The organism is Phaeobacter sp. JH204B (assembly GCF_048055755.1).
GTDB lineage: Bacteria > Pseudomonadota > Alphaproteobacteria > Rhodobacterales > Rhodobacteraceae > Phaeobacter > Phaeobacter bryozoorum.
Genome location: NZ_JAYMXF010000003.1, coordinates 21,635 through 45,563 on the forward strand (window position 1 = coordinate 21,635; position 23,929 = coordinate 45,563).

Annotated in this window: 15 protein-coding genes; 10 read left to right on the top strand and 5 right to left on the bottom strand. The window is 64.8% G+C overall.

The features are described 5' to 3' along the window. Positions 1–217: 217 nt before the first annotated feature. Positions 218–6,403 carry a DUF4347 domain-containing protein gene (locus VXL81_RS01410; RefSeq protein ID WP_416552645.1) on the top strand — a complete coding sequence of 2,062 codons (6,186 nt, stop codon included), beginning with the start codon at positions 218–220 and terminating at the stop codon, positions 6,401–6,403. 336 nt (positions 6,404–6,739) lie between these two features. Beyond that, positions 6,740–7,864, top strand: coding sequence for a Gfo/Idh/MocA family protein (locus VXL81_RS01415; RefSeq protein ID WP_416552647.1), 1,125 nt, complete (start codon positions 6,740–6,742; stop codon positions 7,862–7,864). 138 nt (positions 7,865–8,002) lie between these two features. Here VXL81_RS01415 and VXL81_RS01420 read toward each other — a convergent pair whose 3' ends face one another. Further along, a complete protein-coding gene (locus VXL81_RS01420; RefSeq protein ID WP_416552649.1) occupies positions 8,003–8,407 on the bottom strand; it encodes a c-type cytochrome in 405 nt (134 codons plus the stop codon). A 172-nt stretch (positions 8,408–8,579) separates the two neighbouring features. On the opposite strand from VXL81_RS01420, the gene VXL81_RS01425 reads away from it, so the two are divergent. From VXL81_RS01425 to VXL81_RS01440, 4 genes are all read left to right on the top strand, one after another. Continuing rightward, positions 8,580–9,575 (top strand): HlyD family secretion protein, encoded by a 996-nt coding sequence (locus VXL81_RS01425; protein ID WP_416541864.1) that lies wholly within the window; start codon positions 8,580–8,582, stop codon positions 9,573–9,575. After that, positions 9,572–12,262, top strand: coding sequence for a ribosome-associated ATPase/putative transporter RbbA (gene rbbA / locus VXL81_RS01430; protein ID WP_416552651.1), 2,691 nt, complete (start codon positions 9,572–9,574; stop codon positions 12,260–12,262). The genes VXL81_RS01425 and rbbA overlap by 4 nt, the downstream gene beginning before the upstream one ends. Positions 12,263–12,307: 45 nt before the next feature. After that, positions 12,308–13,387, top strand: a complete 1,080-nt coding sequence (locus VXL81_RS01435) for an ABC transporter permease (RefSeq protein ID WP_416552699.1) — start codon at positions 12,308–12,310, stop codon at positions 13,385–13,387. A 120-nt stretch (positions 13,388–13,507) separates the two neighbouring features. Then, positions 13,508–14,314 carry a formate/nitrite transporter family protein gene (locus tag VXL81_RS01440; protein ID WP_416552653.1) on the top strand — a complete coding sequence of 269 codons (807 nt, stop codon included), beginning with the start codon at positions 13,508–13,510 and terminating at the stop codon, positions 14,312–14,314. Between the two features lie 58 nt (positions 14,315–14,372). Here the strand turns inward: VXL81_RS01440 and VXL81_RS01445 are convergent, their stop codons facing one another. From VXL81_RS01445 to VXL81_RS01455, 3 genes are all read right to left on the bottom strand, one after another. Beyond that, on the bottom strand, positions 14,373–15,086 hold the full coding sequence (locus VXL81_RS01445; protein WP_416552701.1) for a VIT1/CCC1 transporter family protein: 714 nt from the start codon (positions 15,084–15,086) through the stop codon (positions 14,373–14,375). 44 nt (positions 15,087–15,130) lie between these two features. Continuing rightward, positions 15,131–17,749, bottom strand: coding sequence for a cation-translocating P-type ATPase (locus VXL81_RS01450; protein WP_416552655.1), 2,619 nt, complete (start codon positions 17,747–17,749; stop codon positions 15,131–15,133). Between the two features lie 96 nt (positions 17,750–17,845). Beyond that, positions 17,846–18,700, bottom strand: coding sequence for a delta-class carbonic anhydrase (locus VXL81_RS01455; protein WP_416544828.1), 855 nt, complete (start codon positions 18,698–18,700; stop codon positions 17,846–17,848). Positions 18,701–19,077: 377 nt separating this feature from the next. Here VXL81_RS01455 and VXL81_RS01460 point away from each other — a divergent pair, with 377 nt between their 5' ends. From VXL81_RS01460 to VXL81_RS01475, 4 genes are all read left to right on the top strand, one after another. Then, positions 19,078–19,941: a HAMP domain-containing protein gene (locus VXL81_RS01460; RefSeq protein WP_416552657.1), complete on the top strand. Its 864-nt coding sequence runs from the start codon at positions 19,078–19,080 to the stop codon at positions 19,939–19,941. Positions 19,942–19,979: 38 nt separating this feature from the next. Continuing rightward, positions 19,980–20,624 (top strand): sensor histidine kinase, encoded by a 645-nt coding sequence (locus tag VXL81_RS01465; protein WP_416552703.1) that lies wholly within the window; start codon positions 19,980–19,982, stop codon positions 20,622–20,624. Between the two features lie 24 nt (positions 20,625–20,648). Beyond that, the gene (locus VXL81_RS01470; protein ID WP_340547793.1) at positions 20,649–21,320 is read left to right on the top strand and encodes a response regulator transcription factor; all 672 of its coding nucleotides are present in this window, start codon (positions 20,649–20,651) and stop codon (positions 21,318–21,320) included. A 78-nt stretch (positions 21,321–21,398) separates the two neighbouring features. Further along, a complete protein-coding gene (locus VXL81_RS01475; protein ID WP_340547792.1) occupies positions 21,399–22,616 on the top strand; it encodes an MFS transporter in 1,218 nt (405 codons plus the stop codon). A 49-nt stretch (positions 22,617–22,665) separates the two neighbouring features. On the opposite strand, the gene VXL81_RS01480 is transcribed toward VXL81_RS01475, so the two are convergent. Next, positions 22,666–23,907 (bottom strand): aminotransferase class I/II-fold pyridoxal phosphate-dependent enzyme, encoded by a 1,242-nt coding sequence (locus tag VXL81_RS01480; protein ID WP_340547791.1) that lies wholly within the window; start codon positions 23,905–23,907, stop codon positions 22,666–22,668. Between the last annotated feature and the right edge of the window lie 22 nt (positions 23,908–23,929).

Genomic DNA, 23,929 nt, shown 5'->3' on the forward strand with positions numbered 1-23,929 from the left:
CCGCCCCGGTTCGTGATCCTTTGGGTCGGACCCAGCGCTGTCCCCTATCGCAAAAAAATCATCGCCCCGCACGATTGGCATATTGGATGCAAGAACTCTTTAATAAGCCTGCCACATAATTTGACTATTACCGATTGATTAACCTCGATATCCTATAGGTTGAGCAAGACGACTGATCATACCTTTGGATTGTAAGCTGTAATCTCAGAGCGCTCAGATGATTGATACCCAGTATTTCGTTTTTGATTCCGCCGTCGACCACTGTCAGACCCTGCATATCGATCTGCCGGATGACGCAACCGTCATCTATCTGACCCGCAACGGGTCCGGCCTGCGTCAGATCGCAGAGGCCCTCAGCGCAGTGCGCGGTCTGTCGGCGCTGCATATCATGTCCCACGGCGAAGACGGCGCGCTGTTAATCGGTGACGAAACCGTGACCGAGGCCACGCTCGCCCGGTATCCTGAGGTGATGGAGGCCCTGCGCCGGGCGCTGCATCCCGGTGGTGACATCCTGCTTTATGGCTGCGAGGTGGCGGCAACTGCCAAAGGCGAAGCCTTCGTTACTGCCCTGGCCGAGGCGACCGGCGCGAATGTTGCCGCATCGCGGACACTGACCGGCGCTGCCGAGCTGGGCGGCGACTGGGATCTGGAGATGCAGATCGGCGCGATCTCAACCCCGATCGGGATTTCGGCAGTGGCGCAGGCGGCCTATCCGGCAGTTCTGTCCACTGTATTGAACTACGGCAACTATACAAATGGCGGCAACAACAAGGACGCCTGGGTCGATGGCAGCGACGGGATCGCGGATTTCCCCGGGCTGACGCTGACGCTTGATTTTGGTGACGGCAGCGAGGGCTCAAGCACCTTCACCAATCTGAACATGCGCGGCGCGCAGAACCTGGCGGTGGGCGCTGTCGAGGGCGGGACCATCGGCGCAATGGACGGTGCCTTCTACAACGATGACAGCAACGGATTTCAGCTGGCCGGTGATGGCGATTTCAGTTTCGAGGGGTTTCGGGTGCTCGGCCGGGCGCAGAGCATCACCTCACAGACTTTCACCATCCGTGGCTTTGACAGCAGCGGGACAGAAATCGTCTCAGATACGCTGACCTGGGCTGCGGCCGGTTCCAATGCACTGGTGTCATACAGCATCGGCAGCGGCGACTGGGACGCGGATGCAGCCTGGGGATCGGTGCGACGCATTGCGGTCGATTACACCAATGAACCCAGTTTCCAGGAATTCGCGGTCCTGACCATGACCGTCGACACGGCCGTGGTTTCAGCCAATAACGCCCCGCTGCTGGGCGGGACACCGCCAGATGACACTGCGACAGAGGATGTTGCGACGGCGATTGACCTGTCGGCCTACAATATATCTGACGCCGACGGCGATACCATAACCCTGACCCTGGCCGTGGATCGCGGCACCATCGCCACCACCGATGGCAACGGAACAACCGCCGGTGTGACCGTGGCAAATTCCGGCACCGGGTCGATGACGTTGCAGGGGTCGGCCGCTGATCTCAATACCTATCTGAACGACACGTCAAAACTTCGCTACACCACCGCCAGCAATGACACCACAACTGCGGTTCTGACCGTCACCCCCAACGACGGCACCACAAATGGCAGCGCCGATACGGTCAGTATCACCATTTCGGCGGTGAATGACGCGCCGGTGCTCGACGCCGCGGCGTCGCCCGTGCTCAGCACCATTGCCGAGGACGCAGGCGATGACGACGGCTCCTCCGCTGATGGCGACGACGACGCCAGCAACAACGCCAATAACACAGGTGACAGCGTTGCCAGCATCGTGTCCGATGGCAGCGTGACCGATGTCGATGGCAGCCCGGTCGAAGCGATTGCGGTGACTGCGGTCGATAACACCAACGGGATCTGGCAATATTCCCTCGACAACGGAACCAGCTGGACGAATTTCACCGCCACCACCGGCACATCGGTCGATCTAACAAGCGCTGCGCGCCTGCTGGACGGGTCGCTGGCGGGCGCGGCTACCCATCTGATCCGCTTTGTGCCAAATGCGGATTATTCCGGCACCGCCACCATCACCATCCGCGCCTGGGATCGCTCCACCGGCTCTGCCGGCGGCGTCGCGGACGCCAGCGTGACCGGCGGTACAAGCGCGTTTTCCGCCATCAGCGATACCGCCAGTATTACTGTCACCAGCGTCAACGACGCCCCGGTCTTTGCCGGTCTGGATGCCACGCCGACCTTTGTCGAAGGCGGCAGCGCCGTTGTTCTGGACAGCACCGCCACCATTGCCGACACCGAACTGGCCAGCCTGAATGGCGGCAATGGCGATTTCGGCAGTGCCTCGCTGACCATCGCCCGCTACGGCGGCACCGATCTCGAGGATGATTTCGGCTTTGATTTGACCGGGGCTCTGTTCACGGTCAGCGGCAATATGCTGCAAAGCGGCGGGCAGAGCTTTGCGACATTTGCCGAGGTGGGCGGTACGCTGACGATCAGTTTCACCTCCCTCGCCACCCCGGCGACAACCGCTCTGGTGAACGACGTGTTGCAGCGGGTGACCTACAGCAACACCAGCAATGACCCGGATGCCTCGGTCCAGTTGGACTGGACCTTCTCGGACGGCAATGTGGGCAGCCAGGGCAGCGGCGGGATCGCCTCCGCTACCGGCTCGGTCACGGTGAGCAATACCGGCGTCAACGACGAACCAACGCTGACTGCTACCGGCGGCAACCCAACCCATGTTGAGGGCGGCGCGGCGGTTGACCTGTTCAACAGCGTTACCTCCAGCACGGTTGAAACCGGACAGACGATCACGGGCCTGACCCTGACCATCACCAATATCGCCGACGGCGCGGATGAAATACTGGTGTTTGACGGCACCGACGTGGCCCTGACAAATGGCACCGCTCTTGTCAGTGCCGCCAACTCCCTGTCGGTGAGCGTCTCCGTAACCGGCAGCACCGCCACCATCACCGCCACCGGGGGCACCCTCAGCCCTGCGGCGCTTCAAACACTCGTAGATGGTATAACCTACCGGAATACATCAGATAATCCCACAACAACCGCCAATCGCGTGGTCACCGTGACCGAACTTGTCGATAGCGGCGGCACGGCAAACAGCGGCGATGACACCGCCACCCTGGCCGTGACAAGCACGGTCACGGTGACCGCCGTCAACGACGCTCCCGTGCTGGCAAATCTGACGGGGGATCAGGGCGTGCTGACACCTGGCGCATCTGCGCTGATCGATGCTGGCGCCGACGCCACTCTCGCCAATGCAGATTCGCCCGATTACAGCGGCGGCGTCCTGCGGATTGTCGACAAGGACAGCAACAACACCGCAAGCGGCAGCTTCTCCGTCGACGGCACTACGGTGACATCGGGCGGTGACGGGGGCATTGCGGCCAATGAAACCATTCAGATTGGTGGCGTGACCATTGGCACCGTCGATGCAACCGAGGACGGGCAGGGCGGCAACACGCTTGCAATCAACCTCACCGCCAATGCGGACGATGCCCGAATCCAGACATTGATCCGCAATCTCGCCTGGGGCGCCTCGGCCGGGACCGGTGCGCAGACCTTCACCCTCAGCCTGGATGACAACGACGGTACGGCCAATGGCGGCGCGCAGTCCACCTCGGTCGATTTTTCGATGATCCTTGGCAACAAACCCGTGGTTGCCAATCTGGCCGGCGATACCGTCGCCTTTGTCGAGAACCTCGGCGCGGTGGCGCTGGATACCGGCGGCAATGTCACGATCAGCGATGCCGATAATAATCTGGGCAGCGGCACGCTGAGCCTTGCCTTCCAAAGCGGACAGACCGCCAATGATCGCCTGCTGATCGACACCAGCGGTTCCGTCACACTGTCTGCCGGGCAGACAGCGGCCTCCTCCGTCAGCGTGGGCGGCGTGGTGATCGGCACCTTGGCCAACGGTGCGACCGGCGGCGCCAATGAAACCCTAAGCATCAATTTCAACGCCAATGCGACCCCCTCCCGGGTGCAGACGCTGGTCGGCGCGCTCTCCTACGACAACAGCAGCGATGACCCGGCGACCCATGACCGGACGCTGGGTCTCACCATCACCGACGGCACCAGCATCAGCTCCGACACTGCGACGCTGACCGTGACCGTCGCGGCCACGGATGATGCGCCGACGCTGGTCGCAACCGGCAGCAATCCGAATTTTGTGGAAGGCGACCCGGCAGCGGATCTGTTCACCAGCGTCAGCGCCGACACCGTCGAGGCGGGGCAGACGCTGACCACTCTCAGCCTGACGGTCACCAATATCGCCGACGGCGCGGCGGAGGTGCTGACAATCGACGGCAGTGTCTTGGCGCTGACGGATGCCAACACGCTGACCACCGCGAGCAACGGCCTGACTGCGACGGTATCCGTCTTGGGCAATACCGCAACCGTCACCCTGACCGGCGGCACGCTGAGCACCGCCGCGGCCGAGACGCTGGTTGACACCATCACCTATCGCAACACATCCGAAACCCCGACCGGGGGCAGCCGTGTTGTCACCATCACCGGCCTGACCGACAGCGGCAGTGCAACCGGCAGCAACGCCAACAGCGCCCTGCTGACGTTGTCGTCGTCGGTAAACGTGCTGCCGGTGAACGATGCCCCGGTGATCGGCAATGCCCACTACCATGCGACGAGCCAGGTTGTTGTTGGAACCGGCGCCCAGAGCCTTGGCGGTTTGTCCGCGGTGACGGTGTCCAACCTCGATTCCAGCGATTACAACGGCGGTCAGCTGACAATTTCACAGAATTCAGGCACCACAAATGGCAATTGGGGCGTTGACGACACGATTGTCACTGCCGGAGGCGATGCCAGCCTTTCCGCAGGAGAGACTGTTCTGGTCAATGGCGTGACCATTGGCACGGTGGATATCACCAATGACGGGCAGGGCGGCTCGGATCTGACCATCAACTTCAGCACCGCCGATGCGACCAACGCGGCGATCCAGACCCTGATCCGGTCTATCACCTATGAGGCCCCGTCCACGGTCGGCGCGCGGGATTTCACCCTGACGCTGAATGATGCCGATGGCACTGCCAACGGTGGCGATCAGGATAGCAGCGTCAGCTTCCTCCTGAATGCGACCGGCACCCCTCCGGTGATCGGCAATCTCGACGGCGACAGTCTCACCTTTACCGAGGGTGACAGCGCCACAGCTCTTGATGTGGCGGGGGACCTGACTGTCAGCGACGCGGATAGCGCTGATTTTAATACCGGCACGCTGACCGTCTCCTTCGAGAGCGGGATGCAGGCCGAGGATCGGCTCCTCATCGATGTCAGCGGCACCGTGTCGCTCTCTGCCGGTCAGGCCAACGGCTCGGTGGTCTCCGTCGGCGGTGTGCCCGTCGGAACCATCGTGGCAACCGGCACCGGCGGCGCGGGTGAAGATCTGGTCATTACCCTCACCTCGGGTGCAACACCCGCGACGATCCAGACCCTGCTGCGGGCCCTTCAATATGACAACGCCGCAGCCGGCGCGCCAACCGACGGCAACCGTCAGATCGGCGTGCAGATTGCTGGCGGTACCGACAATGCCTTGTCAGATATGGCCGTAGTCACGATCAACGTTAACCCGGCGCCAGCGCCGGGAGGCGGATCAACAGGCGGCAGGCCGCTGGATATGTCGGCTGGCGACGACGATGACTCCATCGGCGGCACCAACTTCAATGACACCATCAACGGCGGCGGCGGCAATGATCGCATCACCGGCAACCGGGGCGAGGACCTTCTGAGCGGCGGCAGCGGTGTGGACACGCTGCGCGGAGGCGACGGGGACGACCAGCTCTTCCTAGGGTCCGGAAACGACCGGGGGGTCGCCGGCGACGGCAATGACCGTTTGAACGGCGGCAGCGGCAATGACTTCATGCACGGTGGCACGGGTGAGGATACGCTGCGGGGGGGCGTTGGAGACGATACTGTTTATGGCGGCCTCGGGAACGACACGATCGGAGCGGGACGTGGCGATGATATCGTCTTTGCTGGCGGCGGCGCCGACCGCGTGAACGGCGGGGGCGGCAACGACCAGATCGCAATGGGCTCCCAGGACGACCGCGCCTTTGGCGGCAGCGGCAATGACAGCCTTGCTGGCGGCGAGGGTCGGGACACGCTGAACGGCGGTATGGGCGACGATCTGCTGCGCGGCGGTGCGGGCAGTGACGTCTTTATCTTTGTCAGCGGTCGCGGCAATGATCGTATCGCCGATTTCGACGCGCAGGAGGACCAGTTGACCCTGCGCGAATTTGGTTTCACCAGCCGGGACCAGGCGCTGTCTTTCGGGGCGCAATCGGGGGATGATTTCGTCTTTACCTTTGCCGATGGCAGCACCCTGACCCTGATAGATGTCACGCGGGCCGAACTGGAGACCGCCGACCTCCTGTTCTGAGCAACCGGACCGCCCTGCTGCCGCCAGACCGGCGGACCACCGCATCAGGCGGCGCCGCTTCGGCCGTCAGCGGCGCCTGCCGCTTTCGCGCTCCGTGCCACAGGGCCGTGCTAGAGGCCGGTTGATTTTACGGGAGTATTTCCCAAACGGTGGCAATAGGGCTATGACAGCTGGGCAGCGCTCGTATCGAAGTGCTGGCTGAAATTGCCGACAGGAACGGGTTGCCAAAAGGCGCACCCGTTATCACGCGCCATCTGATCGAGGGCACCGACACGGCCTTTGAGCTTGCGCCGACGGCGAACGCGACGGGAAGACAATTCGGGAGATGCTGGGACTATGACGACGGATCGCAGGACGCGCCTCAGACTGGGGATGGTCGGGGGCGGGCAGGGTGCCTTTATCGGTGCGGTGCACCGGATTGCTGCCCGGATGGACGACCGGTTTGAGCTGGTTGCCGGCGCGCTATCATCAGACCCGGAACGCGCAATGGCCAGCGCCGCAGAGCTGGGGATCGTCGCGGATCGCAGCTACGCCAACTATGACGAGATGGCCCGCGCCGAGGCCCGGCGCGACGATGGCATTGATGCGGTTGCCATTGTGACACCCAACCATCTGCACGCAGGCCCCAGCATCGCCTTTCTCAACGCGGGCATTCATGTGATCTGCGACAAACCGCTGGCCGCCAGCGCAGCCGAGGCCGAGGCGATCAGACAGGCGGCGGAGGCCAGCAGCGCCCGGTTTTTTCTGACCCATAATTATACCGGCTATCCGCTGCTGCGACAGGCCCGCGCCATGATCGCGCGCGGCGATCTTGGTCGGATCCGGCTGGTGCAGGCGGAGTATGCCCAGGACTGGCTGACCGATCCGATTGAACAGGACGGCCACAAACAGGCCGCCTGGCGCACCGATCCCTCACAGTCCGGCGCAGGCGCCATTGGCGATATCGGCACCCATGCCTTTAACATTGCCTGTTTTGTCAGCGGTCTGACCCCGGAGGCGCTCTCGGCAGAGCTGCACAGCTTCGGGCCTGGACGCCGGGTCGATGACAACGCCCATATCCTGCTGCGCTACGACGGCGGCGCGCGTGGCATGATCTGGGCCAGCCAGATCGCCGTTGGCTGCGAAAACAGCCTGCGCCTGCGGATCTTCGGCGATAAGGGTGGTCTTGAATGGGGGCATGAGGACCCCAATCAGATGAGTTTCACCCGGTTTGGAGAACCAAAGCAGATCCTGACCCGTGGCGGGGCCGGCATCGGACCCGACTGGACCCGCGTTCCGCCCGGTCATCCAGAGGGGTATCTGGAAGGGTTTGCAACGCTTTACACCGATATAGCCGAGGTGATCGAAAGCCGCACCGACAATCCGATGCTGCCGGGTCTTCAGGCAGGGCTGGATGGGATGTGGTTCATCTCCGCAGCTCAGGCGTCCTCCGCCGACGGCGGCTCCTGGGTCACCCGGTAATCCCAATCAGCGCGCCACCAATGCAATGCCCCCCGGCAGCGAACTTGCCGAGGCGGGGCGTTGCGCCTCCTGAGCCGCAGCATCAAAGCATATAATCTGTGTTATGTTGAAATTGGACACTGCCCGTCAGTCGGCTGCTCAGCGCTTGTCCTGCACCGTTTGCAGATAGGCAATCAGACTGCTGAGCGACCGGGACACCATCATCGGCTGGGCGCTGGGCAGCGCAAGGGCGACATATTTGTCCTCGTCCAGCGTCGGGCCGAACATCGGCATATCGCCATGGGCGGCAATCGGTTGCCGTCCGTCGATCTGCCTGGCCACGGCTTCAACCGGAAAATCGCCACCGTTTCGCGTGGCCAGCTGGGTCAGATCCGGCGGGCGCAGCGCCATCATCTCGGCCATGGGGCCAAGGCTGGCAGCATCCTTTCCGTGGCACTCCGCACAGAAATACAGAAACAGGTCCCGGCCCTCATCGCTGTCGGCCTCCTGTGCCCAGACCGGTCCTGCCGCAATCGCCAGTATCGCTGCGAGCCGCATCAGCATGGCTGTTCTCCTTTGTGTCAAACCTGCCGCGGCGCATGTCCCGGGTCTGTCCGGTGGCCGCCGTCCGATCATAGCAGCATTCCCGCGCCGCCGGATTGACCCAGCGCAAGGTGGCCGATGCCCAGATCATCTAGGCTCCGCAAAGGACGCAACGGGATCGGGGTGCTGTGCCATGACCAGAACAACGGGTGTTTTTCTGACTGCCGCCGCCGCGCTGCTGCTGGCGGCTGCGGCGTATCTGTTTGTTTCGGAAAACGGCGCAGAGCTGCCGGAGGGTTTCGTGCAGGGCAATGGCCGGATCGAGGCCGAACAGGTGGAGATTGCCCCGGCAAGGGCGGGTCGGGTGGCCAAGGTGCTGACGGCTGAGGGCAGTCTGGTTGCGGCGGGCGATGTGCTGGTGGTGATGGACACCGATGAGCTGGCGGCGACGCATGACCGGGCCCGCGCCGAAGTCGCGCTGGCGCGCCAGACCAGGGCCGAGGCGGAGGCGCTGGTGGTGCAACGCCAGAGCGAGCACCGCCGCGCCGAGCATGAGCTGGAGCGCGCCACCGCGCTCTTGGCCGGGCGCAATATCTCCGAAACCCTCCATGAGGAGCGCGACACCATCCATTCGGTGGCCGAGGCGGTGCTGGGCGCGGCAGAGGCGCGGGTCGCCACCGCCGAGGCCGGGATCGCGGCGGCAGAGGCCGAGGTCCGCCGGATCGCCGCCCAGATCGAGGACAGCACGCTGATCGCGCCGATGCCGGGCCGCGTGCTTTACCGGCTGGCGGAACCGGGCGAGGTGGTTGGCGCCGGCGGGCCGATCCTGACGCTTCTCAGTCTGGAAAACATCTATATGGAGGTGTTCCTGCCCGCCCGCGAGGCCGGGCTTTTGCCGATCGGAGCCGAGGCCCGCATCGTGCTGGACGCCCTGCCCGATTACGCCATTCCCGCCACCGTCACCTTTGTCTCGCCAGAGGCGCAGTTCACCCCAAAACAGGTAGAGACCCTCAGCGAGCGGGAGCAGCTGGTGTTCCGCGTCCGCGTCCGCATCCCGCAGGATCTGGTGGCAGCGCGGATCGAACATGTAAAAACCGGCCTGCGCGGCATCGCCGTGATCCGGCTCGACCCCGCGATGGAATGGCCCGAAGCGCTGGACCGGCGCATCCCGGCTGAGCTGTTCGAATGATCTCCGCCGCAGGCACCCCCGGCATCCGCATCGCCAAGGTCTCTCATCGCTACCGCAGGCATATCGCGCTGGATGACATCACCTTGGATCTGCCGCCCGGTCAGCTGGTGGGCTTCATCGGGCCCGATGGCGTCGGCAAATCCACCCTTCTGGGCCTGATCACCGGTGCCAAGAAATTGCAGGCCGGGTCGATAGACGTGCTGGGCGGCCCGATCGCTGACGCCGCCCACCGGCGCCGCATCTGCTCGGCCATTGCCTTCATGCCGGAGGGGCTGGGTCGCAATCTGTACCCCGAACTCTCCGTGCGCGAAAACCTCGAATTTTTCTCACGCCTGTTCGGGCAGCGGGCGGCAGAGCGGGAGGCGCGGATTGCATCGCTGCTGTCTGCGACCGGGCTCGCACCCTTTGCCGACCGGCTGATGGGCCGGCTATCGGGCGGTATGAAACAGAAGCTGGGCCTCTGCTGCGCCCTGATCCATGACCCGAAACTCTTGGTGCTCGATGAACCGACCACCGGCGTTGATCCCTTGTCGCGCCGCCAGTTCTGGGCGCTGATCGGTGCCATCCGGGACACCAGCCCCGGCCTCACCGTGCTGGTGTCCACCGCCTATATGGAGGAGGCGCAGAGCTTTGACTGGATTGTCGCCATGGATGCAGGCCGCGTGCTGTTCCAGGGCTCGCCGGATAAGCTGAAGGGCCGGACCGGTGATCTGGAAACCGCCTACCGCCAGCTGCGGGCAAAGGGCAGCCCGCCGCCGGTTCCACACCCAACACCAGCAGCACATAGCGGCGAGCCGGTGATTACCGCGCGCGGTCTCACCCGCCGCTTTGGCGATTTCGTGGCGGTGGACAGCGTCGATTTCAGCATAAGGCGCGGTGAGATCTTCGGCTTTCTCGGCTCCAACGGTTGCGGCAAGTCGACCACCATGAAGATGCTGACCGGCCTCCTGCCCATTAGCTCCGGTGCGGCGCAGCTGTTCGGCAGGCCGGTGGATGCCAGGAACCGCGCCATGCGCCGCGAGATCGGCTATATGAGCCAGGCGTTTTCGCTCTACGGCGAACTGACCGTCGAGCAGAACCTGCAACTTCACGCCCGCATCTTTGCAATTCCCGACCGCGCGGCCCGGGTCGCGGAGTTGACGCAGCGCTTCGGCCTTGCGGCGCATCGTTCCTCCCTTGCTACCGCCCTGCCGCTGGGCATCAAGCAGCGCCTGTCGCTGGCGGTTGCGGTGATCCACCGCCCACGCGTACTGATTCTGGACGAGCCGACCTCCGGCGTCGATCCTGAGGCGCGCGACATGTTCTGGGCATTGCTGGTCGAGCTGTCGCGCAACGAGGGCGTGACGATCTTCGTCTCCACCCATTTCATGGGCGAGGCGGAACGCTGCGACCGGGTGTCCTTCATGCACGCGGGCAAGGTTCTGGCCGAGGGCACACCCAAGGCGCTGATGGCGGCGAAGGCTGCGGCCACCCTCGAGGAGGCATTCATCGCCATTCTGAAGGCCGCTGATCCGCCGCCCCCGGTCTCCGCTCCGCAAACAGCGGTTCAGACAGCGGGCAGCGCCGCAGGCGGCCCCACCCGCGCGCTGGCCTATGCCCGGCGCGAAACGGTTGAGGTGCTGCGCGACCCGGTGCGCCTCGCCTTTGCCTTCCTCGGCTCGCTGATCCTGATGCTGGTGTTCTGCTTCGGCATTTCGCTCGACATAGATGAGCTGGACTATGCCGCGCTCGATTTGTCGCAAAGCCCCGAAAGCCGCGCCTATCTGGCGGAGATTTCCGGCTCCCGCTACTTCCGCCCCACCCCGCCGCTGTCCAGCGCTGCCGAGGGCCGCAGCCGGCTGGTCTCGGGCGAGGTCTCGCTGGTGATCGAACTGCCGCCTGACTTTGGCCGCAAGCTGCGCACAAATGAGCCGACAGAGGTGCTCGCCATCGTCGATGGCGCCATCCCCTTCAAGGGAGAGACGGTGGAGGGCTACGCCGCCGGGCTGCATCAGTCCTTCCTCAGTGCACAGGCCGCCGCCAGCGGCACCCGCCAGCCCGAACTCGCCCGGATAGAGCCGCGATTCCGCTACAACCAGAGCTTTGAGAGCATCGCCGCAATGGCCCCGGCCATGCCCGCGATCCTGCTGATCATGCTGCCCGCCGTGCTGATGGCGGTCAGCGTCGCGCGGGAAAAGGAACTGGGCTCGATCACCAATTTCTACGTCACCCCGACCACCCGGTTTGAGTTCCTGATCGGCAAGCAGATCCCCTATATCGTGATTGCCTATCTGAACTTCCTGCTGCTGACGGCAATGACCATCGCGGTCTTCGGGGTGCCGCTCAAGGGCGATCCGCTGCCCTTGGCCCTTGGCGCGCTGCTCTATGTCTGGGCTGCGACTTCCTACGGGCTGCTGATCGCCACCATGACCTCCAGCCAGGTGGCAGCCACTTTTGCAACCACCATCGCCTCGGTGGTGCCGACGATCCAGTTCTCCGGCCTGTTGCAGCCGGTCTCGACGCTGGAGGGCGGCGCCCAGACCATCGGCTCACTATGGCCGTCGTCTTATTTTCTGCATCTGAACGTGGGCGCCTTCACTAAGGGGCTGGGCTGGGAGGCGCTGCTGCCGGACATCCTGGCGCTGGCCTGCTTCGGTCCGGTGTTCACCCTGCTGGCCGCGCTGTCGCTCAGGGCGCAGGAGAAGTAGATGCAGCGCCTGTCCCGCATAGTTTGGCTCGGCCTCAAGGAGATGATGAGCCTGCGCCGCGACTGGGTGATGATGGCGCTTCTGGTCTGGTCCTTCACCCTGTCGCCGGTGATGGAGGCAACGGGCGTGGCAACCTCGGTCAACAACGCCTCGATCGCCTTTGCGGATGAGGACAACTCGCCCCTGTCGCGCACCCTGGCGGAGGCGTTCTTTCCGCCCGAATTCCAGCCGGTGGTGCAGATCGAACCCGGCACCGGCGCCGCCCGGATGGATGCGGGCGATTTTCTGTTTGTGGTGGCGGTGCCGCCCGGCTTTGAAAAGGACCTGCGCGCCGCCCGGGTGCCGGAAATCCAGGTGCTGATCGACGCCACCGCGATGGAACAGGCGGGCATTGGCGTCCATTACATCACCAGTATTCTCAGCGCCGAGATCCGCCGCTTTGCCATCGGCGCCGATCTGGCCCAGCCGCAGCCCCTTGGCATCGTCATCCGCAGCGCCTTCAACCCAAACCGCGACACCATGCGCTTTGCCGGCATCAACGCACTGATCGGCCAGATCATGTGGCTGACCACGATCCTGACCGGCGCGGCAATGATCCGCGAGCGCGAGCACGGCACCATTGAGCATCTGCTGGCGATGCCGCTGTCGCCCTTTGACATCGCGGTGGCGAAGATCTGGGCCAACGCCGCCGTGGTGCTGGTTGCGGGGGCGCTGTCGCTGGGTTTTGTGATGCAGGGGGTGCTGGGCATCACCATTGCCGGGTCAAAGATTCTCTTCCTCTGCGGCACGGCGCTGTTTTTGTTCACCGCCACCGCGCTGGGGGTGTTTCTGGCCACGGTCGCGCGTTCGATGGCGCAGTTTGCGCTCTTGGTGATGCTCACGATCCTGCCGATGCTGATGCTGTCGGGCGGCGAAACCCCGGTGGAAAGCCAGCCGGACTGGTTGCAGGCCATCACCACCCTGCTGCCCTCGCGCCATTACATGGCCGCGAGCCAGGCCATCGTGTTCAAGGGCGCAGGGGTTGAAACCGTCTGGCCGGAGTTCCTGTGGATGGCGCTGCTGGGTGCTGCGCTGCTGGCCACCAGCCTGCTGCTGTTCCGCCGCTCGGTGGCGCAGGACCGATAGCGCGCCCGGTTGCCTGCCCGTTGTGCCACCTTGATCGGGATCATGGCAGCGGCCAGCGGGAATGATCTACTGGTGCGGCCGCTGCCCCGCCCATGCCCCCATAACTGCCGGAGCCGACAGATGACCAATACGCCCACTTTTGACGCCTATAAACCCGCCGAAATCGCCGCATTGGTGGAAACAGCCGGCACCGCCAAGGCGCGGCTGCCGCTGCCCCAGATGTTCGTGCTGGCGATGCTGGCGGGCGCCTTTATCGGATTTGGGGCGGCGGCCTATACGATGACCCTCGCAGGTGCGGCCCCTGTGACGGGACCGCTCCGCGTGCTGGGTGGCGCGGTGTTCTCGCTTGGGCTGATCCTTGTGGTGATTGCCGGGGCGGAGCTGTTCACCGGCAACGTGCTGATGGTGATCGCCGCGGTGGACCGCAGGATCCCGCTGCGCCTGCTGTTGCGCAGCTGGGGCGTGGTCTATCTCGGCAATCTCGCGGGCGCAGCCGGGCTGGCGGCCGCCTTTGCCGTGACCGGGCTGCTGGATGGTGCGATGGGCACAACCGCCGTCGGCATCGCCGAGGCGAAGGCCGGGCTGACCCCGCTTGAGGCCCTTATGCGCGGCGCGCTGTGCAATGCGCTGGTCTGCCCAGCCGTCTGGCTGTCCTTTGCCGCCCGCACCGCTGCGGGCAAGGTTCTGGCCATCCTCTGGCCGATCACCACCTTTGTGCTGCTGGGGCTCGAACACTCCATCGCCAATATGTATTTCTTCCCGCAAGGCTGGGCCGCAGGGGTCGATGTCCCGCTTGTCGCAGCGGCCGCCAACCTGCTTTGGGTCACGCTGGGCAATATCGCGGGCGGCGCGGGCGGCGTCGCTCTGGCCTATTGGTTCGCCTTCCTCGGGGGCACCACGCAGAAGCCACCCGTGCAAAGCCGCTGAAGCCGCAGCACCCTGAAAGCCATAGCGCGCGGGGGCGCCGCCGCCCCGTTGCTGCGGGTCAGACCCGGAACAGGCTGCCTGCCAGATAGGCGACAGCAGCGGCGCAGGAACCGATTGCCAATGTCTCCAGCCCGGATTTCCACCAGGGCGCCAGCGACCAGACGCTCTTGCTGGCGCCAATGCCGAAAAACACCGCCCCGGTGGCGAGCGCGGCGGTCAGGAAAGGATCGGGCAGTGCCAGAATGAACGGCAGAAGCGGCACGATGCCCGCCGCCATGAACGCCGCAAAAGTCGTCAGCGCCGCCGCCACCGGGTTGGGTTCTGCCGGCGCCAGCCCATATTCGCTGGTCAGCATCAGCGCGATCCATTTCTCCGGCTTGGCGGTCACCGATGCCACCGCGCCCTCCAGCACGTCGCCGCTCAGCCCCAGCTCCTGAAAGATCTGGCGCAGCTCCTCGCGCTCACCCTCCGGGTACTGGCGAATATGACGCTTTTCCACCTCGTAGAGACGCCGCCGGTCGTCCAGATCCGCCTTGGTCCCCAGATAATTGGCCGCAGCCATGGAAAACCCGTCCGCCAGTACGTTGGCAATGCCAAGGGCGATGATCACCGCAGGGGAAAACCCCGCGCCCTCGACCCCCGCAGCAATCGCAAAGGTGGTGACCGCGCCGTCAATGCCACCATAAACCGCATCCCTGAGCCGCCCGGTGCCGTTGCTGCCAGCCAGCCGCTGCGCGATGTCGTCCTTGCTGTGACCGTGATCCTTCTCCATGCCCGCAGGATGCCCCGGAGTGGCCCCCGCCGCCTTGACGGAGGTCAAGCCGCCGCCACTGCCTTCCGCTGGCGTTGACCACTGAGATAACGCAGGGTTTTCAACCCCTCCGGCACCAGCAGGATGGGCAGCACCAGCAGCGCGATCAGCCCCCAGTGCTCCCCTTGCAGCGGCACCGTGTGCAGCATCACCTGCAGCGGCGGCCAGTAGACCGCCGCCACCTGCGCTCCGATGGTCACCACCAGCGCCGCCAGCAGCAGCGGATTGCTGAACACCCCGATCCGCCAGCACGGCAGATGCAAGGAGCGGAAGGCAAAGACGCTCGCCTTCTCAAAAACCACCATGGCGGTAAAGGCGGCGGTGCGGGCCAGATCCTCGTTGCCGTCCAAGAGATGCAGGAACAGCCACAGGCTGGCCAGCCCGGTATAAAGCCCCAGCGCCAGAATGGTCAGCAGCCCGGCCTTGCCCAGGATCGGCGTGTCTTTCTGGCGCGGCGGATGCGCCATCTGGTCCGGCTCGCCCTTCTCCAGCCCCAGCGCCACCGCCGTGACCCCGTCGGTCACAAGGTTCATCCACAGGATCTGCGTCGCCAGAAAGATCAGCGGCCCGCCGATCAGGATGTTGATCAACAGCGCAATCACCTCGCCCGCGTTGGAGGACAAGAGGTAGCGCACGAATTTGCGCACATTGGCGAACTGCCGCCGCCCCTCGCCAATCGCCCGCACGATGGTGGCGAAATTGTCATCGAGCAGCACCAGGTCAGAGGCATCCTTGGCCACATCCGTGCCCCGCACCCCCATTGAAACCCCGATGTCGGCCTGTTTCAGGGCCGGCGCGTCGTTCACCCCGTCGCCGGTCATCGCCACGATCTGATGCTGCGATTGCAAGGCCGAGACGATCCGCATCTTATGGGCGGGCCTTGTGCGGGCAAACAGCACATCCTGCTGCAGGATCCGGTCCAGCTCCGCGTCTTCCAGCGCCTCCAGCGCATCGCCGGTCAGTGTCTTTCCGGCAGGCAGCCCCAGCTGGCGTGCGATGGCCCCGGCAGTCAGCGGGCTGTCGCCGGTGATCATGATCACCCGGATGCCCGCCGACCGCGCCGCGCCGATGGCGTCCCGCACCTCCGGCCGCGGCGGGTCGATCAGCCCCGCCAGCCCGAGGAAGGTCATGTCCTCCTCGCGGATTTCTCCGCCCTGCGCCGCACCTGCTGCCAGGCCGATCACCCGCAGCCCTTCTGCCGCCATCGCCTCATAGGCGTCGGTGATGGCGGCCGCCTCCCCTGCGCCCAGCTTCCGCGGGCCATCCTGCGTCAAAACTTCCGTGCAGAGGCCCAGAACCTGCTCCGGCGCGCCCTTGGTCAGGACCTTTCCGCCGCCGCCGCTGCGCGCCAGCACGCTCATCCGCTTGCGCTCGCTGCTGAAGGGGATCTCCGCCAGCACCGCATCCGGCGGCGGCAGCGCTGCCCAGCCCTTGTAGCCGAGGGTCACCAGCGCGCCCTCGGTCGGGGCGCCGGTCATCTGCCAATGATCCCCCTCGCGGTGCAGGCTGGCATGGGTGCAGGTCAGCCCCGCCGCCAGCAGCTCTGCCAGCACCGCGTCCTCCCGCGCGCCGGTGACCGTGCCGCCATGGGCAATATGGCCTGCCGGATCATAGCCGGTGCCGGTCACCTGATAGCTGCGGTCCAGCGTCCAGACCCGTGTCGCCGTCATCTTGTTTTCCGTCAGGGTGCCGGTCTTGTCCGTGCAGATGACCGAGGCCGCACCCAGCGTTTCCACCGCCTGCAACCGCGGCGCCAAAGCTTTCTGCCGCACCATCGCCGCCGCCCCCAGCGCCAGGGTGATGGTGACCACCGCGGGCAGGCCTTCGGGCACCATCGCCACCGACAGCGACAGGCCGGTCATGAACATCTCCGCCGCGTCCCGCCCCATATACAGCCCCAGCGTCAGAATCGCGGCGGAAACACCCAGCGCCGCAAACCCCAGCTGCCGTGCCAGACGGCCCAGCTGCACCTGCAGATTGGTTTTCTTGAGGCCCACCGCCCCGGTCAGCGCCGCGATCTCGCCAAAGGCGGTGCGCGCGCCGGTCGCCGTGACCACCGCCAGCGCGCGGCCCGCCGCCACAACCGTGCCGGCAAACACCTCCGCAGCGTCTCCCCCGGGCGCCTTGTCCACCGGAACCGATTCCCCGGTCAGCGCGCTCTCATCCAACGATAGCCCGGCAGCTTCGTGCAGGCGCGCATCGGCAGGCACCCGGGCGCCGGCCTCCAGAATGATCAGATCGCCCGGCACCAGCTCGCGCGCCGCAATCACCTGCTCGCGCCCATCACGCACCGCCAGCGCCTGCGGCGACAGCAGGCTGCGCAGGCTTTCCAGCGCGGTCTCCGCCCGCCACTCCTGCACAAAGCCCAGGATCCCGTTCAGCCCGATCACCAGCCCGATCGCCAGCGTGTCGGCATATTCGCCCAGCGTGAAGGCGATGACCCCTGCGGCAATCAGGATCAGCACCAGGAAATTGCTGAACTGGCGCAGGAACACCCGCAAAGGCCCGGTGCGTTTGCCCTGCGGCAGCTCATTCCATCCGTATTGACGCCGCGCCGTCTCCGCCTGCTGCCGCGTCAGCCCGCCGAGCCGCTCGCCACCGTTGTCCTGAACCGGGTGTTCCATCCGCTCTGCCCTCCGCAGCCGCCACAGGCTGCTGTGCCCCAGCCTGCCGCACTCCGCACCCTTCGGGCAACTGCTGTGGTGCCGCAGGTCCAGCTCCTAGCGGGACATCGGCGACAGCAGATCGGGATTGACCACGAGGGTGCGCACGCCATGGGCATGATCTTCGTCAAAGGCATTGTCGCCCAACCATGCCTCCACCGAGGCAATGCTCACCTTGGCCACCTTGGGGCGAACGCTCCAGGTGACCTGCACGGGAGAGCCGGTCTCATTATATGCCGGACCGGTCGTCGATCCGGTATATTGCACCGGCGTACCCATATCCTGCGGAATATGAATCGCCTGATGATAGCCATCGACAAACTCATGTTTGGTCAGCCTCATGAAATCCAGCGCGGCAGGATCATTGACCAGCACCATCACCTGAGTTTCGACCCGCAGCTGCGGGTTCAGCGTGGCGACATCCAGACAGGATCCCAGCGTCGGCCCCGGTCCCACCTGCGCCGTGCTGTAGACATAATGCACCTCGATCGTGTCACCGGGCGCCAGTGCGCCATGGTCGGTGCTGCCAACCGGACGGGCATAGGGGGCCACCTCGGCCGCTGTCAGCTCGCCTGAATAAAGATACCCGGTGCCATAGCCCTGACCATCGCCATGTCCGGCATATTTGGTGAATTCACCACCCTTGTGCTCTGCGCTTTCGTGGAAATGGATGTTGCAGAGGTTCATCCGGCTGGCGGGTGGCGCAAATGCAAAATCGCGCTTGTTTGATCCCACCGCCGAGCTGAGATCACGCGGCGACTGCGGGCCAAATCCCTGATCCGCAACCGCCTCTGCCAGCGCCCGCCGCTGCGCGTCGATCACGCTGGCACCGACCTGATCCGCCGCATGGGCCAGTGTCGCGACAGTCAGCGCTGCCCCGGCGACGGCCGCCAGTACTCTCTGAATGGTCATCCCGTGTCCTTTCCTCTGCCGGGCCGGTGCCGGGTTCATCCGCCGCAATCGCGTCCCGGTCACAACGGGAAGGAAAAAAGGCACCCGATGCCTTTTTAACCATGGCAGGCAACAGGTGACTGTCTGGACTGTGAACGGAGCCAACACCGCATATGAACGGGAGATGAACGCATCATGGCCGGTCAGCAGCCCTTGGCGGCGCATTCGTTCATCTGTTGTTCATGATTTCGACAGGACGCTGTCATTGCTGCAAACTAACTCTACCACTGGCGGCCCTGACAGGGTTATGGTCAGCCGGTGCGTAGCCAACCCAAACCCCGCACCGGCTGACCTCGCAATTGGCAGCCCGACCCACAACGACGGGACCACCTCGACCAATGAAAATAGTGCATATTGTCAATATTTTCGCGGCCGTGGTACTGCTGGCAGCCGCTGCCAGTGTGTCAGTTGCGGTCTGGGCCGCCAGACAAAGCGATCTGCACAATTACCGCATTTCGCTGGCTCACACCTCCTTTGAACACCATCTGAAACTGGCGGCAGACACCTATCTTCTGTTCAAGCGTTTTGGCGATCTGCTGCTGGCCGATGACACCGGGCAGGTGGCGGATATCACCGATATTTCCAACCGCCTCCAGACCCATATCACCAATATTCGCGCCGCCATTGAGCAGGAAATCGAGCTGGTCGGCGACGAGGAGCTGGCGGAGCTGATGCTGCTGGACAAGATTGAGGAGATCATTGACGACATCCTCGACCTTTACCGGCGGGCGCAGTCGCGCGAGGCCGCAGATGGCATCGGTGGCGACTGGCGCCAGGTGTCGCTGGCCCTCAACGAAGACATCAAGGAAGATTTCCGAACGCTGATCTCAACGGCGCTCACCGAAGAGCAAGAGGAAGTCTCAAGAGCCGAGGCCGAAGCCAGCGCAAAGATGGCGCTGGTGCGCATGATCTCCTTTGGGTTGGCGGTGGCCTTTCTCTGCATCACCGCCATCGCGCTGATTGTCTTTCGCCGCGAATTCACCCGCCCGTTAAGGCAGCTTCTGGGTGGTGTGCGGCAATTTGCGGCCGGGGATTTTTCCAGCCGGATCGCCCTGCCGGGGCGGAGCGAACTGTCGGAAATCGCCGGCGTTCTGGATGAAATGTCCGCAGTGGTCTCGGCCCGCACCAAAAACCTGACCACCCAGAACGAGGAACTGGAACAGGCCGTCCGCCAGCGTACCGAAACGCTGGAAAACTGCTGACCGAGGCGCGAAAATCCGAACAGAACCGCCGCCAGCTGCTGGCAGATGTCAGCCATGAGCTGCGCACCCCGCTGACCGTCATTCAGGGCGAAAGTGACGTGGCGCTGCGCGGCGCCGACAAAACCGTCGAGGAATACAAGGACGCCCTGACCAAGACCCGGCTGGCCGCCAATCACACCGCCAATCTGATCAGCGACCTTCTGTTCATCGCGCGCAAGGAATCCGGCTCGCTTGAACTGGTCAGGAAACCCGTCGATCTGATCAGGCTGATCCACGAGGTGATCGCACTCTGCGGGGCCGAGGTGGGCTTTGAGCCGCAGCGCGACAAGGTGATCGTCATCGCCGATGGCCAGCGGATCCGTCAGGCCGTGCTCGCCCTGCTGGAAAATGCCAAATACCACGGCGGCGACATGATCGCCGTCACCCTTCAGACCCATGGCGATATCGTTGAGATTGCGGTGTCCGATGACGGGCCGGGCGTGGATAACGCGGAAAAGGAACTGGCCTTCGAGCGCTTCTTTCGCGGCTCCAACGCCAGCGGCCGCTATATCGAAGGGCTGGGCCTTGGTCTGCCGATCGTGCGCTCCATCGCCGAGGCCCACGGCGGCTCGGCGCGGATCTTTGATCGCCCAACGGGGGGCACAACGGTTGTGCTGACGATCTCCACGGATGCCGACCCATAGTCACAGGACGCCAGAGAACAGCTGATGAATATTCTGCTTGTAGAGGATGAAGAGCGCGTAGCCGATTTCATACGCCGGGGGTTGAAGGCTGAGGGCTTCAGCGTCGAGCACGTGGTGGATGGCGAACTGGCGCTGGGGTTCCTGCAAACACGCGACTTTGATGTGGTGATCCTCGATCTGATGCTGCCGGGGATCTCCGGCATCGAGGTCTGCCAGCGGATGCGCGCCCGCGCCAATACCACCCCTGTTCTGATGCTCACCGCGCTGGATTCAACCGACGAACGGGTCGCGGGCCTGCGCATCGGTGCCGACGACTACCTGCCCAAACCCTTCGATTTTGAGGAGCTGGTCGCAAGGCTGGAGGCGCTGCATCGCCGCCGGGTCGGCTATGGGAGCACACCCGACGATGAGGTGATCACCCATCGCGGCCTCTCCTTTGATCCCCGCGCGCTGGAATTCTACGTGGACGGCCGCCCGGTCGCGCTCTCCAGCAAGGAGCGCGAGCTGGCCGTGCTGCTGATCAAGAACATTGGCCGCGCCCTCAGCCGGGAACGCATTCTGAATGCGGTCTGGGGCACGCAGTCGGACCCGATGACCAATATCGTTGATGTCTATATCGGCCGCCTGCGCAAGAAATTCGGCCCCGAAGGTGACGCCATCGTGACCCTGCGCGGCGCCGGGTATCGGCTCGATTGAGCGGCACCGGCAGCCGTGACAGCGCAGCCCCTGCGCGCTAGTATCGCCGGACCGGAACAACCTCAGGGCATCCCCACCATGGCCTCCCCGCTCCTGCTTCGTAACCGCAATTACCGGCTGCTGTTCACAGCCGGGGCGCTGACCAACCTCGGCGATGGGTTCATCCTGCTGGCGCTGCCCTGGCTGGCAACGCTGATGACCCGCGATCCGGTGGCGATTGCCGCCGTGGCCGCAGCCGGTCGCCTGCCCTGGCTGTTCTTTGCGCTGCCCGCCGGGGTGATCGCGGATATGGCCGACCGGCGCAAGCTGATAGCCCGCGCCGACCTGCTGCGCGCCGTGATCGTGCTCGCCATCCTCATGCTCGCGCTCAGCGCGCCGGCCGCCGGGGCCATCTGGGCGCTGGCCGGCCTGGCCTTCCTCCTTGGCGCGGCGGAGGTGATCCGCGACAATGCCGCCCAGACCATCCTGCCCGATATCGTTGCCAGCTCCGATCTTGAGGCGGCAAATGGCCAGATGTGGACCGCCGAACAGCTCACCGGCCAGTTCATCGGGCCGCCGCTCGCCGGCCTGCTGATCGCGGTCGGCATCGCTATTCCCTTTGGACTGGATGTGGTCGTGCTGGTGCTGGCGGCCGGTTTTGTCTGGCTGATCAGCCTGTCGCCGCGCGCGCCGGTTCAGCAGAGCTTTGGCAAGGCGCTGATGCAGGGCATCACCTTCATGCGCGGCGATGGGCTGCTGCTGCGGCTGGCGGTCGTGCTTGGCATCGCCAATTTCCTCGCCACCGCAACCATCACCGTAGAGGTGCTTTTCGCGCAGGAGGTGCTTGGCCTCGGCCCTACCGAATACGGGTTTGTCCTGTCGGTTGCCGCCCTTGGTGCTGTGACCGGCAGCCTGATTGCGCCGCGCCTCAGCCGCCTGATCGGGGTGCAGCCCTGCCTTTACCTGTCGATTGCGGGCTGGGCGGTTGGCTATGCGCTGATCGGTGTCAGCAGCAGCGGCATCATCATGGCGCTGGCGATGTTTGGCGTGATGGCGGCGGCGATGGTCTGGAACGTGATCACCGTCTCCTGGCGCCAGCGCCGCATCCCCTCCGAACTGCTGGGCCGGGTGAACAGCATCTACCGCTGCTTTGGCTGGGGCTCGATGCCGCTTGGCGCGCTGACGGGCGGTGCCGTCGTGGCGCTGCTGGAACCGGAGCTTGGCCGCGACCTCGCCCTGCGCGCGCCTTTCCTGATCTCGGCCAGCTGCTGCGGCCTCCTGCTGGTCTATGCCGCGCTCCGGCTGCGGCTGGACTGATGCCCGCGGGGGTAGGCTGACCTGCGACGGCCAGCCCACCCCGGCCAGATCAGGAAACGACTTCCATCACCGGCGGCCGGGCGGTGTGCCGCGCTGCCGCTGTGTCCTCCAGCTCTGCCAGGCACCGCAGGATCTGACTGGCGCCCAGCCGAACCTGATCCGCGTCGATGGCATAGGACAGCCGGATATTGTCCGGCGCGCCAAAATGACGACCGGGAACAGCAGCCACGCCATATTCTTCCAGCAGCAGATTGCAGAGATCCTCATCGGTGCTGATCATCCGCCCCCGGTGCAGGGTGCCAAAGACCCGCGAGATATCGGGGAACAGGTAGAATGCCCCGCCGGGGCGGGCGCAGCGGATCTGCGGTGCGCTGTCAAACGCCGTGAGCAGAAGATCCCGCCGCATCCGGTAGCCCTCGGTCATCCGCTGCGAGAACCCCTGATCGCCCGCCAGCGCCTCCGCCGCGGCAGCGGCCACCACCGGCGGCATATTAGAGATCGAGTTGCTGTTGAGCGTGGCAACCGCCGCCGCCACCTCTGTTGGCGCAGCCAGCAGACCCGCGCGCCATCCCGGCATCCCGTATAGCTTTGAAATACTGTCCACCTTGATGATCCGCGACGCCAGATCGGGCGCGATCTCCAGCAGATGCGGGCACGGCTCGTCGGCATAGACAAAGCGCTGGTAGACATCGTCGCTGATGATCCACACATCATGGCGCCGCAGCACCTCGGCCAGCGCCGCCAGCTCCGATCTGCTGTAGACCGCGCCGGTGGGGTTGGACGGGTTGTTCAGCACCAGCGCCCGAGGCCGCCCACCCAAGGCCGCCTCCAGCGTCGCGGGGTCCAGCTTGTACCCCTGATGCAGCCCGCAATAGGGCGTGCGCACCTCAACCCCGCTGAGCCGGGCAATGTCGAAATAGGTCGGCCAGCAGGGCGCCGGGATGACCACGGTATCGCCGGGCTGGAACAGCACCTGAAACAGCGCATACAGCAGATGCTTGCCGCCCTGTCCCACGGCAATATTCTCTGCGCCGAACTGATCCAGCCCCAGCTGAGCCAGATAGTGCAGATAGGCCTCGATCAGCCCGGCCTCGCCCCGGCTCGGACCGTAGCGGCAGCGATCGGCACGGATCGCGGCAATCGCCGCCTCGTAAACCCGCTGCGGCGGTGTGAAATTGGGCACCCCGATAGAGAAATCGACCACCGGGTCAGGGCGGCTCTGGATCCGTCCGGCCAGCGCCAGAATCGGACAGAAGGGCGTGTCGCGGTGAAGCGCGGGCAGATCAGGCATGGCAACCTCCCCGGCCTGCGAT

What these genes read in the sequence shown, in the direction of transcription:
- VXL81_RS01410 (WP_416552645.1), top strand. Translation starts at nt 218, where the DNA reads ATGATTGATACCCAGTATTTCGTTTTTGATTCCGCCGTCGACCACTGT.
- VXL81_RS01420 (WP_416552649.1), bottom strand. Translation starts at nt 8,407, where the DNA reads ATGCTGATGCGGCTCGCAGCGATACTGGCGATTGCGGCAGGACCGGTC.
- VXL81_RS01460 (WP_416552657.1), top strand. Translation starts at nt 19,078, where the DNA reads ATGAAAATAGTGCATATTGTCAATATTTTCGCGGCCGTGGTACTGCTG.
- VXL81_RS01440 (WP_416552653.1), top strand. Translation starts at nt 13,508, where the DNA reads ATGACCAATACGCCCACTTTTGACGCCTATAAACCCGCCGAAATCGCC.
- VXL81_RS01470 (WP_340547793.1), top strand. Translation starts at nt 20,649, where the DNA reads ATGAATATTCTGCTTGTAGAGGATGAAGAGCGCGTAGCCGATTTCATA.
- VXL81_RS01450 (WP_416552655.1), bottom strand. Translation starts at nt 17,749, where the DNA reads ATGGAACACCCGGTTCAGGACAACGGTGGCGAGCGGCTCGGCGGGCTG.
- VXL81_RS01480 (WP_340547791.1), bottom strand. Translation starts at nt 23,907, where the DNA reads ATGCCTGATCTGCCCGCGCTTCACCGCGACACGCCCTTCTGTCCGATT.
- VXL81_RS01475 (WP_340547792.1), top strand. Translation starts at nt 21,399, where the DNA reads ATGGCCTCCCCGCTCCTGCTTCGTAACCGCAATTACCGGCTGCTGTTC.
- rbbA (WP_416552651.1), top strand. Translation starts at nt 9,572, where the DNA reads ATGATCTCCGCCGCAGGCACCCCCGGCATCCGCATCGCCAAGGTCTCT.
- VXL81_RS01435 (WP_416552699.1), top strand. Translation starts at nt 12,308, where the DNA reads ATGAGCCTGCGCCGCGACTGGGTGATGATGGCGCTTCTGGTCTGGTCC.
- VXL81_RS01445 (WP_416552701.1), bottom strand. Translation starts at nt 15,086, where the DNA reads ATGGAGAAGGATCACGGTCACAGCAAGGACGACATCGCGCAGCGGCTG.
- VXL81_RS01415 (WP_416552647.1), top strand. Translation starts at nt 6,740, where the DNA reads ATGACGACGGATCGCAGGACGCGCCTCAGACTGGGGATGGTCGGGGGC.
- VXL81_RS01455 (WP_416544828.1), bottom strand. Translation starts at nt 18,700, where the DNA reads ATGACCATTCAGAGAGTACTGGCGGCCGTCGCCGGGGCAGCGCTGACT.
- VXL81_RS01425 (WP_416541864.1), top strand. Translation starts at nt 8,580, where the DNA reads ATGACCAGAACAACGGGTGTTTTTCTGACTGCCGCCGCCGCGCTGCTG.